Annotated in this window: 11 protein-coding genes; 4 read left to right on the top strand and 7 right to left on the bottom strand. The window is 59.3% G+C overall.

Annotated elements, in window-relative coordinates:
• Positions 1–1,056: 1,056 nt before the first annotated feature.
• Both BN1241_RS06740 and BN1241_RS06735 read left to right on the top strand, forming a co-directional pair.
• Positions 1,057–2,016 (top strand): ParA family protein, encoded by a 960-nt coding sequence (locus BN1241_RS06740; protein ID WP_082418253.1) that lies wholly within the window; start codon positions 1,057–1,059, stop codon positions 2,014–2,016.
• Complete coding sequence (locus BN1241_RS06735; RefSeq protein ID WP_054952896.1) at positions 2,016–3,059, top strand: ParB/RepB/Spo0J family partition protein; 1,044 nt, start codon at positions 2,016–2,018, stop codon at positions 3,057–3,059. The genes BN1241_RS06740 and BN1241_RS06735 overlap by 1 nt, the downstream gene beginning before the upstream one ends.
• A gap of 9 nt (positions 3,060–3,068) precedes the next feature.
• Here BN1241_RS06735 and BN1241_RS06730 read toward each other — a convergent pair whose 3' ends face one another.
• From BN1241_RS06730 to BN1241_RS06700, 7 genes are read right to left on the bottom strand one after another with little or no spacing between them, the layout of a single operon-like run.
• Positions 3,069–4,028: a D-alanine--D-alanine ligase family protein gene (locus tag BN1241_RS06730; RefSeq protein ID WP_054952895.1), complete on the bottom strand. Its 960-nt coding sequence runs from the start codon at positions 4,026–4,028 to the stop codon at positions 3,069–3,071.
• 13 nt (positions 4,029–4,041) lie between these two features.
• Complete coding sequence (locus tag BN1241_RS06725; RefSeq protein ID WP_054952894.1) at positions 4,042–5,367, bottom strand: aminotransferase-like domain-containing protein; 1,326 nt, start codon at positions 5,365–5,367, stop codon at positions 4,042–4,044.
• A gap of 40 nt (positions 5,368–5,407) precedes the next feature.
• Positions 5,408–5,686: a thioredoxin family protein gene (locus BN1241_RS06720; RefSeq protein WP_054952893.1), complete on the bottom strand. Its 279-nt coding sequence runs from the start codon at positions 5,684–5,686 to the stop codon at positions 5,408–5,410.
• Positions 5,676–6,608 (bottom strand): thioredoxin-disulfide reductase, encoded by a 933-nt coding sequence (gene trxB / locus BN1241_RS06715; protein ID WP_054952892.1) that lies wholly within the window; start codon positions 6,606–6,608, stop codon positions 5,676–5,678. Before trxB ends, BN1241_RS06720 begins: the two co-directional genes overlap by 11 nt.
• Before the next feature lie 10 nt (positions 6,609–6,618).
• Positions 6,619–9,966 carry a murein biosynthesis integral membrane protein MurJ gene (gene murJ, locus BN1241_RS06710; RefSeq protein ID WP_054952891.1) on the bottom strand — a complete coding sequence of 1,116 codons (3,348 nt, stop codon included), beginning with the start codon at positions 9,964–9,966 and terminating at the stop codon, positions 6,619–6,621.
• Complete coding sequence (locus tag BN1241_RS06705) at positions 9,959–12,007, bottom strand: DUF6049 family protein (RefSeq protein WP_054952890.1); 2,049 nt, start codon at positions 12,005–12,007, stop codon at positions 9,959–9,961. Before BN1241_RS06705 ends, murJ begins: the two co-directional genes overlap by 8 nt.
• Positions 12,004–12,534 (bottom strand): NUDIX domain-containing protein, encoded by a 531-nt coding sequence (locus BN1241_RS06700; RefSeq protein ID WP_390618008.1) that lies wholly within the window; start codon positions 12,532–12,534, stop codon positions 12,004–12,006. The genes BN1241_RS06705 and BN1241_RS06700 overlap by 4 nt, the downstream gene beginning before the upstream one ends.
• A gap of 91 nt (positions 12,535–12,625) precedes the next feature.
• Between BN1241_RS06700 and BN1241_RS06695 the strand changes: the two genes are divergently transcribed.
• Positions 12,626–14,074, top strand: coding sequence for a CCA tRNA nucleotidyltransferase (locus BN1241_RS06695; RefSeq protein WP_147599312.1), 1,449 nt, complete (start codon positions 12,626–12,628; stop codon positions 14,072–14,074).
• Complete coding sequence (locus tag BN1241_RS06690) at positions 14,075–15,373, top strand: MFS transporter (protein ID WP_054952889.1); 1,299 nt, start codon at positions 14,075–14,077, stop codon at positions 15,371–15,373.
• Positions 15,374–15,489: the final 116 nt, after the last annotated feature.

The raw sequence follows: 15,489 nt of genomic DNA, 5'->3' as shown, positions 1-15,489 counted from the left end.
TTTGTTTGAGATGAAAACGTCTAGATTTTGTTCCCTTTGTATTAGGGTGCTGGAAGCTCAAGGCTCTGACGCTAAAGCTCACTCGAAATATATTGATTGTAAATGAGCGAACGCAATGTTTCACGTGGAACATGAGACCTACAGTTTGAAAGGTCTCGCTCCTCAAAATTGGGGTGCGTCCGGATTGCAACGATGTTCCCAGCAAGCTGGTTCACAACATAAAAATTAGATACCTTCCTACACGCATGTACGGACACACGATCCTAAGCTGCGAGAATCTCTAATTCGGCAGATGCGTGGATCGTCGATTTTGAATATTTCGCGTGAAACATTCAGACCGTGAAAATCCGCCCTACCCGTAAATCTCGTCTGTCGAGTTTAGACCTTTCTGCTTCCTACGGTTAGTTGCTGTTGACCTGATGGGCGCGGTGGATTCACGCTTCATTGTTTAGTTATCCAAGGGCATTCTGACGAAGGTGCAGAGCAAGTCTCCTTCTGCAGGAATCTATCACGATGTTTCACGTGAAACACTTTGTCGCATTGAAGTTGCTGGTACGTTGGAAAGTTGCCCACCTACCACAGGTAATCCATTTTTTGTACTGGGTATTAGATAGTCAGTTGTATGAACCAATTTCCAATTCACGCAGCCCGAGTTCGTTGACCCCTCGACTGCCCCAGCTGTGTTTCACGTGAAACAAATTGTTTCGAAAGGGAACTGTATACATCGGAGTCCTTTGTAATTGCCCTGCACACTGGATCATTTCGAAGCTTACTAACTACGATTGGCGAATAGAGAACACTTGTACTGACGAGGATCCGCTTCTAGACGCACAGTGTTAGGCATTCAGTTTTCGAATCAAGCAGGCCGCTGAAACACCGCATGATTACACCATGTGGAAGCGCAATCGACACTTAGTCAAGGCGCGTCAGATTAGTAATTGAAGCAATCTTTCATGTGAAACACGAGCCTGAATGTTTCACGTGAAACGCAAGCGCGCATAGAGAACTTCCTTTTGTATCCGTATAGAATTGAGTGCAGGTTACGAAGGAGAAGGCATGGCGGATCCCCGCAAGAAGAAGCCATTACGAGAAAACGTTGGAGACTCGGGCTTTTATGAGAATATCGCAACGACATCAGGCGGCTCTCCTATTGCCAATGAACTGGCTACCACGCGGTCAGCGCGCTCTCGACTCGATAAGGCGGTTTTCGACAAGCCAAGTCAGACAAGAGTCATGACAGTGACCAACCAAAAGGGTGGTGTCGGTAAAACAACGACCACGGTAAACGTTGCGGCAGCATTGGCGAAACATGGATTGCGTGTACTGGTGATCGATTCTGATCCTCAGGGCAATGCTTCGACCGCCCTCGGAGTTGAGCATACGCCCGATGTCCCGTCCATCTATGACGTACTCCTTGACGAAATGACTATCGCGGAGGTAGTCCAACCAAGCCGTGAGGCAGATGCACTTTCTGTCGTGCCAGCAACCATTGATCTCTCCGGAGCGGAGATCGAATTGGTGGGCCTTGATCAACGTGAATCACGGCTCAAGATTGCAGTCGATGAGTATCTGGAATCGATTCGTGAGGCCGAAGGTGAGCAGATCGATTACATCTTTATTGATTGCCCACCCAGCCTGGGATTACTCACGATCAATGCCATGGTTGCTGCATCTGAGGCATTCATTCCCATTCAATGTGAGTATTACGCACTTGAGGGTCTGAGCCAGCTACTCAACAACATTCAATTGGTACAGAACTCACTCAACAAAGAACTTGAAGTTTCAACTATTCTGTTGACAATGTTTGATCGTCGGACAAATCTATCGAATGAGGTGGCGCAGGATGTGAGGGAACATTTCCCCGATGCCACACTCAATACGAAAATACCTAGATCAGTACGTATTTCCGAAGCGCCGTCGTTTCAACAGACTGTCATCACTTACGACCCCCAATCCCCGGGTGCCATCGCCTACGAACAGGCAGCCCTGGAAATTGCTAAGCAAGGAGTTAAATAATGGCTGAGAGAAGGCGCAGTCTCGGTCGCGGCATTTCTGCGTTGATCCCGCAACAACAGGCCGAAGACTCGGCACCAAAGAAATCGAGTCAGGCCTTTGATGTGTTCTTTGGTGGGCAAGAACTTGTTGCCGAAAAAGCAGATTCCTCTGGGGTGTCGGACGAGCCCAAGTCGGAGGCGACGTTATCGTCCGAATCGGGACAAGATGATGAATTGGTTCCGGTCCCTGGTGTTTCCTTCACCATTATCCCGATCGACCAGATTGTGGCGAATACCCGTCAGCCCCGTACGGTATTTGATGAGGATGACCTAGCTGAACTTGCCGCCTCCATCACAGAAGTTGGACTGCTGCAACCAATTGTGGTTCGTCCTGCCTCGACTGGTGAGGGATATGAGCTGATCATGGGTGAAAGGCGCTGGCGAGCATCCACCCAAGCGGGCCTCAAAGAGATCCCGGCTATCGTCCGTCAAACCGCGGACGATGATCTTTTGCGGGATGCTCTGCTTGAGAACCTTCACCGTGTAGAACTGAACCCTCTGGAAGAGGCTTCTGCCTATCAGCAGTTGTTGGACGACTTTGGCTGTACTCAAGAAGAGCTTTCTCGCAGAATTGCGCGGTCTCGTCCACAGATTTCCAATACTCTCCGTCTCCTCAAGCTTCCCCCGCTGGTGCAGAGGCGTGTAGCAGCGGGAGTATTGTCGGCCGGTCATGCTCGCGCGCTTCTGGGACTCACGGATCCCGCTGCTATGGAACGCCTGGCACAACGGATTGTTGCCGAGGGCCTTTCCGTTCGTGCGGTGGAAGAGATTGTGGCGCTGGGTGACGAGCCGCGTGAGCGATCTCCACAACGCTCGACCACGGCCGCAGTGGCACCTGCTCTGCAGCGTCTCTCGCAGGACCTATCCGACAGGCTTGATACTCGAGTGAAGGTCAAGTTTGGTGCCCGCAAGGGCACCATGACAGTGGACTTTGGGTCGATTGAGGATCTCAACCGGATCCTTGATGTGCTGTCGGTCCCGGTTGAGCGGGTGCAGGAAGACTAACCCGGTGGGTTAGAAGTTGAGAGCGGCCTCCACGATCTTCTTGTACAGATCGCTGGGGGCTATCTCATTCTCCTCCGCATACCGCACGGCTGCCTGCGGCAGGAGCGATGTTTGGGTCATGCCTGGGGCGCTATTGGCATCGATGTACCAGGGGGTGCCATCCTTGTCGACGATCATGTCCGACCGGGAGATGTGGCGCAGTCGCAGCTTCTTATGTGCGGTTACTGCAACTTGCTGACATTTCTCCAGGATCTCATCGTCGAGCCTGGCCGGTACAAAGTATTCTGAACGGCCCGGATTGTAGCGCGCATCGTAGTCGTAGAGCCCGCTCGTCACGATTTCGACGGGTGGAAGGGCAAAGGGTTCGCCCTTGGTTGTTTCGAGAACGGACACAGCCACTTCCGAGCCCTCAATGTACTGCTCGATGAGGACACGGTCCGAGTAGGCGAAGCTGTCCACCATGGCTCCCGGTAGGTCCTGTGGTTCAGTCACGATGCTGACGCCGAGGGCACTGCCCCCGGCAGCCGGCTTGATCACGACGGGGAACCCATACCTGTCTGCCACTAGATCGAGGATCGCGGTTGCTCCGACTTCACGGAACAGGGACTGGGGCAGGGAAGTGGAGGCGGGGATGGCAATACCTGCCCGCGATAGGACGGTGCCGGTGACGGGCTTGTTGAAGCCCAGGCGGCTACCTTCTGCAGTTGAGCCAACATAGGGGATGCCGATGAGGTCGAGTAGATCCTGGATGGAGCCGTCCTCACCGGTGGAGCCGTGAATGAGTGGCCAGACTACATCCGGTTCGATGGCGGAGAGCCGTTGCAGAAGGTTGGAGTCGACGTCGAGGATCTTGACCTGGAAACCGGCCTCCTCCAGAGCGCCAGCGACCCGCCGCCCGGAATGGATGGAGACGTCCCGTTCGTGATTGAGTCCCCCTGCGAGGATCGCAACTGTCTGTAGTCCGGTCATTGTTCCTCCAGAATCACTGTATTTCACTCGACGGGTTTTCGATGGCGGGGCCGTGCGCGTGGCGCTGTTGCGCGCCAAACATGGTGACAAGTTCCTTCTCGGCTTCGATCACCGTGCCGAGCCGGCGCACGCCTTCGCGAATGTTTTCGGGCGTGGGATAGCAGTAGGACAGGCGCATGTGATTGCGCCCCTGACCATCCGAATAGAAGGCGGTACCAGATACGTAGGCGACACGGTGCGTGACAGCCCGCGGCAGCATCGCGTGAGCATCCAGACCCTCCGGGAGAGTCACCCAGGTATAGAACCCACCCTCGGGGACCGTCCACGTGGACGAAGGTAGGTATTCGGCGAGGGATTCCAGCATGGCATCGCGGCGTTCGCGGTACATGCCGCGATATTCCTTCACCTGCTGGAACCAGTCGTAGGTTTTCAAATATTCCGCGATTGATAGCTGGCCCACCATGTTCGGTGAGAGGATCGCGGATTCGGCGGCAAGAATGAGGCGTTGGGTGACCGCGTGCGGTGCTAGTGCCCATCCCACCCGATATCCGGGTGCGAAGATCTTGGAGAATGATCCCAGATACACAACCGCGTCTGGGTCGAAGCTCTGCAGTGCGGGTAGCGGGTCGGAGTCGAAGCCTAGGAGCCCGTACGGGTTGTCTTCGAGGATGATGACGCCGTGACGCCTGCAGATCTCAACGATCTGGGGACGGCGCTCAAGCGACAGCGTGACACCGGCAGGATTGTGGAAGTTCGGCACGGTGTAGAGGAACTTCACTTGCTTGCCGAGCTGCTTGGCCTGGGTGAGAATCTCTTCGAGGGCCGCGGGGATGAGCCCGTTGTCGTCCATCGGAGTATGAATGACCTCGGCCTGGTAGGCACGGAAGACTCCGAGTGCACCCACGTACGAGGGGGCTTCCGCGATGATGACATCACCGGGGTTGATGAAGACCTGGGTCATGAGGTCGAGGGCCTGCTGGGATCCGGTCGTGACAACAATGTCGTCGGGATGTGCGTTGATGCCGTCGTATCGCATGACCTCAACGATTTGTTCGCGGATCTCTTCTTCACCCTGGCCGCCACCGTATTGGAGAAACTTTGCTCCCCGGTCCCGAATGAGGCGGGCAGACATGTCTGCCAGGAAGTCGAGTGGGAGGCCCTGAATGTTGGGCATGCCGCCGGCGAGGGAAACCACTTCTGGCCTGTTGGCAACTGCGAAGAGGGAGCGGACCTCGGAGGCCCTCATCCCGAGCGACCGGTCGGCGTAGGACTGGTACCAGGGATCAAGTCGATTACCGGCACGGGAACGCGAATGCGGTTGATCGGGTTTCTGTGCCATGAGTGCTCCTTTAATAGACCGACTCTATATTGTCATATCATTACGTGCTCTTGATGGAACCAAGGGCCCCCGTGAGAAATGAGCGGATTTCGGCTTTCGGCCGGGACCCTGTCAGACTACTCTTCTCCCCTTCACCACCGTCAACGACGATCGTGGGAAGCATAGTGATGTCATGACTGTCGGCCAGGTCCGGGCTCAAATCGACGTCCACGAACCTGGCCGACACATCAAATTCTCTGACTACCTCGGAAAAGATGGGTGCTGCCTGACGGCAGGGCTCACACCAGGAGGCCGTGAAGAACAGGACTTCATAGGTCATTGAGGTAGTGCTCGGCATCGAGAGCAGCAGAGCAACCCGTTCCCGCGGCGGTGATGGCCTGGCGGTAGCGGTGGTCAACGACATCGCCACAGGCAAATACGCCGGGGATGTTGGTTGCCGTTGTTGGTGCGTTGACAACGATGTAGCCGTTCTCGTCAATCTGGATCTGGTCCTTGACGATCTCCGTACGCGGGTCGTGCCCGATCGCGATAAAGACGCCACCGACGGGAAGTTCGCGCTGTTCACCGGTCAGCGTATCGGTCAGGGTGAGTGACTCGACGCGACCATCTTGCGTCCCGTTAATCTTCGTGACCGCGGAGTTCCAGGCCATCTCGATCTTGTCGTTAGCGAGAAGGCGGTCGGCCATGACTTTCGAGGCACGCAACTCGTCGCGGCGGTGAATAACGGTTACCTTGGAAGCGAACTTCGTGAGGAAGAGGGCTTCCGTGACGGCGGAGTCGCCGCCACCCACGACCGCGAGCTCCTGGTTCCGGAAGAAGAAACCGTCACAGGTCGCGCACCAGGACACTCCCTTACCGGAGTAGATGCTTTCACCTTCGAGGCCCAGTTTGCGGTATTCGCTCCCGAGGGCGAGAATCACGGACTTGGCGTAGTAGGTGCCCGAATCGGTCACTACTTCCTTAATGTCACCCTCGAGCTTCAGTTTGGTCGCATCCTCGTATTCGATCTCGGCTCCGAAGCGTTTGGCCTGCTCCCTCATGTTCTCCATGAGATCGGGGCCGAGGATACCCTCGGGGAAGCCCGGGAAGTTCTCAACCTCGGTGGTGGTCATGAGGGCACCACCAGCATCCAACGCACCCGCCAGCACCAGTGGCTTGAGGCCTGCGCGAGCATTGTAGATCGCTGCCGTATATCCGGCGGGGCCGGAACCAACGATGATGACGTCACGAATTTCTGTCATGGGAATCCTTCTAGCGAACGGTGATTTCGGACATGTCGATACGGAACTGGCCGTCAGAGTTAGCGGTCGGCAGGTCCTCGAACCACAGGATAATGGTCTGAGTCCGGACGGGTTCACTTGCGCTCAGAACGGTTTCTGCTGACATGGGGCCTTCTCCGATGACCTGACCAGAGTTCGGTGCATCACGAACCGTGTCCCGCCACTGGACGAGGCCACCGTTACCGTCAACGTTGAGAACGACTTCGTTAATTTCTGTTTCGTCAGCCAGCGTAATCTCGATGCCGATACCGTCCTTCTGCCAGAAGCCCTGATCGGAATACCACCACGACGACCATGTCGTTCCCGGGTCCCCATCAACCGCGTTCGGCAGGGAGTTCGGGTTGTCCTGGGTATCAACCGTTGTGGGATCGAGCTGGGCGGCTTGCGGGTTGAGGAGCGTTGCGGAGGCAATGACTGGCTCCGGCAATTCCTCTTCGGTGGTCTCTTCCTCGGTCGGCTCGGGACTTGAATCGCTCTCACCCTCCGGTGGGGTTGTCTCCTCGATATCGGTCGATTCGTCGGTGGGATCAATCGTGACCGGGCTCGTGTCCTTAGTCAGCGTATTGAACGCAAAAACACCGGCAACAATCACGAGCAGAGCAATGATGATGATGAGGATCGGGGTCGTGTTGATCCCCTTCTTTTTATTCGAATCATCGTCTGCCTGGAGGGACTCCCACGAGTTCGGGGGCGGAGGTGGTGTCACCGTCTCCTCGGGAGCCTGTTCGGGGTTTCTCTTGGGCCACTGCGTTGCAGCACCCGCCACGAACGGGGCGGTCTGCTCCTTCTTCGTGGGCTGCGGATCCTCGAACGGGTCGGGGATCGGCGTCATCGCGATCGTCTTCTCCGTTTCGGACAGGGGCAGCTCATCTGCCCTGATCCGATCCCAGGGTGCGATCTGGCGAATAAAGTCGCTCGTGGATAACGGTCCTTCACCGCGGGCGGCCGCGGCAAAAATGGTCTTGAGCTGGCCCTCGGAGGCACTGTCTGCGGCTTCGGTGAGGAACTCGTCCTGACCGGTGGCGGGAATCTGCTTGCCGAGGGTAAGGGCCGCGGCAATGAGGGTGAGGTTGCGAGCATCCTTCTGGTCGAGTGCTGGGCCATCGTAATCGCTCGGGTGTTCCCCGGTCAGTGCCGCATCGATTCCCAAACCATCAACGAGAAGAGTGCCTTCCTGGTCGATGCGGATCAGGTCGGGACGGAGGTTGAGGTGGCGAACACCGCGCCTCACGCCAGCATCAACAGCTCCCGCGGCCTCGCCAACAATGGCTCGCACCTGGTCCTCGGGGGTCTTCCCAGCATCGATCATTTCGGTCAGGGTGATGCCGCGGGGGAGCTCGGTGACGATGACCGAGTCGGAGCCGAGATCGAAGATCGAAAGGAGGCGGATGAGCCTCACATCGTCGACGAGCACTCCGCGCCTGGCAGCATCAACGGTCGCTTCGCGTGCGGGGTTGCTGGAGGGGATGACGATGAGGCGAACGTCTGCCCCGAGGACGGTGTCGATGCCGCGCCACGTTGCAAGGTCATCGTGCTGTTCCAGGGGTTCCACGAGTTCGTAGCGGTCGCGCAGGCGGCGTCCGGCTTCCAGATTCGTTGCCACGATAGCTCCGTTGGGTTGAGAAGGTTCTGACTCATTCAGTGTAGTTGGTTGCGGACTGGGCTGCCGTAGCAGTCGTGTACGCACCTTCCTAAGCGGACCCAGGAGGGCCTTGAGTTCCGGCATCCGCAGCACCCACATGACCGCCAGGTATACCGCGACCATGACGGTTCCGACGACGACGATGCGGACGATTCCGGAGAAGAACGAGAATTCGGTGTTGAACGGGCCAAAGGCCCGTAGCGTGACGAACCCGGCGATGGTTGAGACGATGGCCGCGAGCAGCAGTTGCAGGAAGCAACGCAGGAGAACAGTTCCATCGATGCCGCCGAGCCGGTTCCTGATCTGGCTCGCTGCCGCCAGGCACGTCACGGTGTTGGTGATCGCCATGGAAACACCCACGCCCGCCACGATCCACCGTGCCGGCAAAACCACCGTTGTCATGATGAGTGCAGCATGGAGGACGAAGAAGGGAAGCTGGACGAAGAATAGGCCACGAGCATCCTCGAGCGCGTAGTAAACGCGTTGCAGGACCGTGAACGAACCAACTCCGATGAGGCCGAGTGACATCGTGACCAGAACCGTGCCGATCGAGGAGACCTCCTCCCAGGTCGAGCCGGGGCTGATAATGCGGACGGCCGGGGTGGCGAGGACAACGATGAGGGAGGTGGCGAGGAACGTGAAGATCGCGACCACTCGCAGGGCACGGGACGTGTCCTGACGGACTCCCGCCATGTTACCGCTCGCTGCCTTCGTGGACATTTGGGTGAAGATCGCGGTCACGATCGAGACAACCACGAGCGAGGTGGGGAGGGAGTAAAGGCTGTAGGCAGTCGTGTAGGCGGCGTTACCGGCCACGCCGAGAGCACCGGCAGTATCCATGCTGACCGCGCGCTGCGAAGCGACGGAGGCAACGTTGGAGATCAGCATGGTGGGGATCATCCCGGCACCCATGGAAGCGAGCACCCAGCCGCCCGTCTTGGCAACGCTCGTGAGACCGGCTCCCTTGAACTGGAAGTCGGGCTTCAGCCGGATCCCGATGCGATAGAGGGGGATGAGGAGGACGGCGGCCTGGGCGACGATGCCGAGTGTGGCACTGCCGCCAAGCAGGGCGATTCTCGGACCGTCCCACAGTGAGGCATCGAGAGCATTGTCGGGGGTTGCCCCGCCGTAGATGCGCAGCATGATGAAGAGGCCCGCGATTGCGATGATGTTGTTGAGGACCGGGGACCACATGTATGGTCCGAAGTTCTCTTTCGCGTTGAGGATCTGCCCGAGCAGCGTGTACATGCCGTAGAAGAACACCTGGGGCACGCACCAGAAGGCGAATGCGACCGCGAGGGTGTACCACGGACCATCCAGACCCGAAGCGAACAGTGACACGAGCCAGGGGGAAGCAAGTGTCAAAAGTGTGGTGATGACACCGAGGACGAGCACACCGAGGGTGACAACTTTGTTGATGTAGGCAAGCCCCCCATCGCTGTCGCGCTGGGATGCTCGAACGATCGCGGGCACCAGAACGGCGTTGACGACGCCACCCGCCACGAGCATGTAGATCAGGGTGGGGAGCTTGTTGGCCACGTCAAAGGCATTACCTGCCGGATAGTTCAAGCCAACCGCGATGCCGAACAGGAGTGGGGACCGGATGAGCCCGAGAACTCGGGAGGTGAGCGTCCCGGCGAACATGACCGCCGAATTCCGTGCAACACCATTAGCCATGTGTGGGACCCTCTCTGACGGTGCTGATCTCGCTCACACCCTCGCTACGCTTGCCGCGCCGCGCCGAGCGGACGATGCCGATGATCAGGATAATGACAAAAACTCCCGCGGTGATCGCGGTACCCATGTTCTCCCAGTCCGCACGAACACGGATCTTAATATCCGTACCGTCACCGATCGGCTGCCCTTGAGAGCCGGCGATCTGGACGTGAATGGTGACGTCACCGGAACCGATGGCTCGGACCGGGACCCCGACCGTTGTCGTCGTGGAAGGCTGGACCACCGTGTCGACGTCGGTGAAGCGCAGCCGCCCATCCTCGCTATCAACCCCGACGGTCAAGGTGATGGGGAAGGGCAGGGTCGAGGTGACGTGGACCGGGAGTTCAGAGGCCTGAGAGATGAGGTTAATTGTTGACGACTCTTGGACCTTGAGGGCGTTGGCGAGCTCAACGGACAGGGCCTGCAGGGACAGGACCCGGTGTGAGATCTCTCCGGGCAGGGCTGTCAGCGCCCAGGAGCCGACAATGTCGGTCGTCACCTTAACGGCATCGCGGTAAACGTGGGGGTGGGTGGTGAGATCCCCGATCCCAAAGATCGCGTTCCCCGAATTCGTGAGGGTGTGAAGTTCGCTAGCGGTAATCGACGTGCCTTCGGCTGTCTCACCATCCAGGTCCTCGCGGGCTACGGAGCTTGCTGGGCTGTCGGCGATATCCGAGAGCGTGCTCCCCTCCATCCACGCAGCATCGTCCAGCGCAGTCACGAGCTCGTTGAGGGACTCGAGGTTGATGGCGGTGTCGTCCGCTCGCGGCATGCTCATGACGATGGGCCGCGGGTCATTGGGGCGCTCCCGATAGTGCACGGCAGTGAGCGCCAGGAGGGTTTGCCTGCGGTCCAGATCGGACATCGTGCCTGCGCCGGACAGGAGCTCGGACAGCTGGGTGTTGGTGATGAGGGCAGGAATTGTCATGCCATCGACGGTGACATCGGCTCGGGCCGAGGGCGTCCAGTGCAGCTCACCGGAGGTGGACACCTGCTCGTCGGTAAGAATGACGAGCTCGGAGCCGTGCTCGAGGGCATGGCTGACTGTTGTCAGTGAGGGTGCGACGGGGGTGTAGAGGACGTCGGAACGACTGATGATGTCGTCGTTTTGCAGGGCGAGGGTGGTGCGGTCCATCTGTTCCACGTGAGTGGCAAAGTACCGGTCATCCCCCGTATTTGCCCACCCGGCCATGTCCGCATCCAAGCCCGGCAGCAGCATCAGTTCGTGCCCAGTACCTGAGAATCCCTCAAGGCTCTCCGAGATCCCGTCATACGTGCCGTATTCGAGAGCGGCAAGGGCAGAGTCGAGAGCGACGGTCATGCCCGGGCTCGTCAGGGTATCGATCTGGGTGATAGCGCGATCGGCAGCGGACTGGACAGCTTCGGTGACCGGATCCGGGAGTTCCTCACCATCCGAGATCGTGCCCTCGCTGAGAGCGGTCAGGGTGTCCTCGTAGCGCTGCGCGGTTGTTGGGACAGTACTGAGATCCTCGGCGCCAACCGTGACGGGCACAAGAGTCGTGAACTCCATGGGTTCGATCGCGTATGAGGGTTCGGTGATGAGGAAAGTTCGGTCACTGGTCTCTTCCCCGGCATCCAGTGTTGCTTCAATGCCGCGTGGCCCCCAAGAGGTGGTCGTGTTGCCCCACGTGATGACGTCGGCCGGCACCTCAATCTTGACAGTGCTCACGCCGGACGGAACATCAACCGTTCGACTGTCCAACGTCAGCATCTGGTTCTCCAGATCGTCTTCGAGCCAGTCCATGATGTTGTTCCGGTAAGACGGAACGGAGGCCTGGGTGGTGAGGTGGAGGGGGATGTCCTCGAGTCGTTCACCTTCGTTTGTGATCTGGACCGTGACGGGAAGGGACTCGCCGGGTGTGTGGACGGCAGAAATCTCAGTGATTTCGATCTCGATTGTGCCGTCAGGTTCTGCTGATGCCGGGAGCGGCGACATGACAAGGCCGGCACCGAGTAACAGGATTGCGAGAGCGCGTTTCACTGCTTACCTGTCAGCACATCCCGGGCGAGCGTGGCGATCCTGCGCTCGTTTGGATAGGCAAGCTTGCCGGGCACGTTCTCTAGCCGCACCCAGGCCACGTCTTCAGCTTCGTGATCGGGGTCGTTCTCTGTCGTGAGCTCACCGGATAGGGCCTCGAGCAGGAAGTGGTGCACAACCTTGTGAACCCGCCGATCCGTGCCAGAAAACCAGTAGTCGATCGTCGCGAGATGGGTGAGAATCTGACCGAAAATACCGGTCTCCTCATAGACCTCGCGTACCGCTGCCTCCTCGGCTGTTTCTTCACCTTCCAGGTGGCCCTTGGGAAGACACCACTCGAGACGTCCACCCCGATTGCGGCGAGCAATGATCGCAACCCAAGCAACACCATCGACGGGCTTGACGATAATGCCGCCCGCGGAGGTCTCGTTGACGACGGGTAAATAGGAGCGCCTGGAACCAATTCGGGTCGCTGAAACGCCACGGCGCCACGGTTGGGGGCCGCGGGGTCGAGGAATCGGTCCCGGCATCGGCATACTCTTAACTGTAATAATGTTCGCGCAAGTCTATCTCAGCAGGGCCATCCCGGCGTGGCCCAGCATTCGCATAAGGACGTGACAGTTGGTATCCAACCCTACGGACACAGCACGCTACCTGGGTTCTGCCCAGCGGGCACTCCAGGCGCTCCCACCAGCGGTTTTGTCGCTTGCGGACCGCTTCGACAAGGCCGGTTACGAGTTTGCTCTCGTGGGCGGACCGGTGCGAGATGCGTGCCTGGGAATTCCCGCGCATGACATGGACTTCACAACCTCGGCGCGTCCCGACGAAACCCTCAAGATCCTCGCGGACTGGGGGGAGACCACGTGGGACATCGGGAAAGATTTCGGCACCATCGGTGCGTCCCTGCACGGACTGACCGTCGAAGTCACCACCTACCGTTCCGACGACTACGACCCGAACTCCCGCAAACCACAGGTCGCGTTCGGTGACACGCTCGAAGGTGACCTCACGAGGCGGGACTTCACGGTGAACGCCATGGCGGTGCGCCTGCCCTCCCTCGAACTCGTCGATCCTTGCGGCGGCCTCAACGATCTTGTGGACGGACTTCTTCGCACCCCGATCGACCCCCTCATCTCCTTCTCCGATGACCCGCTGCGCATCATGCGAGCAGCCCGCTTCACCGCCCAGCTCGGATTCGATGTGGACATGGACACGATGAATGCGATGACGGAGCTGGCGGACAGGCTCGACATCGTGTCAGCCGAACGGATTCGTGCCGAACTTGAACGCCTCATGATTTCGCCCCACCCGCGCCGCGGTATCGAGATCATGGAATACACGGGTGTCGCAGAACGGGTGCTCCCAGAAGTTGCCGCCCTCAAGAGCACCGTCGACGAGCACGGCCGTCACAAGGACGTGTACGAACACACCCTGACCGTGGTCGATCAGGCGATCGCCCTCGAAACGGACGAAGACGGGCCGGTCCCCGGCCCCGACTTCGTGCTGCGCTTTGCGGCTCTCATGCACGATGTGGGGAAGCCCCCCACCCGCCGCTTCGGTCCCGGCAATAAAGTCACCTTCCACCAGCACGACATCGTGGGCGCGAAGATGACAAGGAAACGCATGACCGCACTGCGTTTCGATAAGCAGACCATCAAAGAGGTATGCCGGCTTGTCGAGCTTCACCAGCGCTTCCACGGCTACGGGGAAGCCACCTGGACCGACTCGGCGGTCCGCAGGTACGTGAACGATGCGGGGCCGGTACTGGAGCGACTCCACCGCCTCACCCGAGCCGACTGCACCACCCGGAACCACAGGAAGGCCATGCGCCTCCAAGCCGCCTACGACGACCTCGAGCAGCGGATCCAGGAGCTTGCCGAACAGGAGGAAATGGCGGCCGTTAGGCCCGATCTTGACGGTGGCCAGATCATGGAGATCCTCGGCATTGGGCCAGGACCGACCGTTGGGAAGGCACGCAACTACCTGCTCGAGCTGCGACTTGAGCACGGTCCCCTCGAACCGGAAGAAGCCGAACGACACCTGCGCGGGTGGGCGAAGGAGAACCTGTAGATGTCCGTCCGGTCCGACCTGAAAACCCTCCTCGTCCACGACGGATTCAAAAGACTCTTCACGGTCCGTCTCATCTCCCAATCCGGGGACGGCATGTTCCAGGTCGGACTCGCCACCCTCTACTTCTTCAACCCAACCAACATGACAACGGCAAGCGGGGTCGCGGCAGCATTCACCGTGCTCCTGCTGCCCTTCACGATTGTCGGCCCCTTCGTTGGTCCGCTCCTTGACCGCTGGTCGCGTCAGGCCGTTCTCTTCTGGGGCAACACGATCAGGGCAATCCTGTGCGTTCTCCTCGCCGTGCTCATGGCCACCGGAGCGGGTTTTGTGCCGGTCTCCGTCCTGGCGCTCATCACCCTCGGGATCAACCGTTTCCTCCTGTCCGCACTGTCGGCAGGCTTGCCGCACGTGGTGCCGCGCGAGCAGCTCATCATGGCGAACTCCCTCGTTCCCACCTTCGGTGCTGTCGCCACCGTCATCGGTGCAGCCCTCGGCTTCGTCATCAACCGGCTCACCCCGGAAGGTGCGGTGAGGGACGCGTCGTGCCTGGCGGTTGCGGCACTGCTCCTGCTGTGCGCCGTGTGGGCCGCCTCCCGCATCGGCTACCGTGAGCTTGGTCCCGAGGGCCGGGTCCGGGTGCCGCTCGCGAAACAGATTGCGGCGGTCTTGGAAGATCTGTGGGAGGGAGCCCGCTATCTTGCGCTCCGCGGCACCCCCGGTCACGCGCTGGTGGTCATGGCGGTGCACAGGTTCCTGTACGGAGTGAACTTCATTGCCCTGCTCCTCATTTCGAGGAATCTCTTGGCCGATCCGGCGGATGCTGATGCAGGGCTCGCCATGTTCGCCACCCTATCCGGCATTTCCCTCCTGGGTAACGGTTCTGCCATCGTCTTCACTCCGCTTGCCCACCAAAGGATGACCCCGGCCCAGTGGATCGTTACCTGCCTCGGCATCTCCATGCTGTCCCAGGTCATCCTCATCGCCACCCCGTCACTGCCCTGGATTGCGATCGCTGCGGTTCTCATGGGACTGGGAGTCCAGGGAGCCAAGATCGCCGTCGACACGATCGTGCAACGCGACGTCGTGGACTCCTACCGTGGCCGTGCTTTTGCTCTCTACGACATGATGTACAACGCCGCCTTCGTCGGCGCTGCGGCCCTCGCCGCGGTCATGCTCCCCGACACCGGCTGGTCCCGCGGCGGCTTCACCGTCCTCGTGGTCCTCTACCTGATCCTCGCAACCTGGTATTACGTCTCCAACCGGAAGATCACCGGAACCCCGCGCGAGGTGGGATCTTAGGCAAAAGGAGCCGAATCCCACCCTCTGTTGCGTCCTATTCGGGCCGTTGGGTGAACAGTTCGGAACGAGCTTCGTGTCACGGGGACGCGGGCCCTGTTTTCTGGGTACTCTACGGT

The sequence above is a fragment of the Flaviflexus massiliensis genome, assembly GCF_001375495.1.
GTDB classification, from domain to species: domain Bacteria; phylum Actinomycetota; class Actinomycetes; order Actinomycetales; family Actinomycetaceae; genus Flaviflexus; species Flaviflexus massiliensis.
The sequence above is the reverse complement of the archived record's forward strand: the minus strand, read 5'-3'. Positions and strand labels throughout refer to the sequence as shown.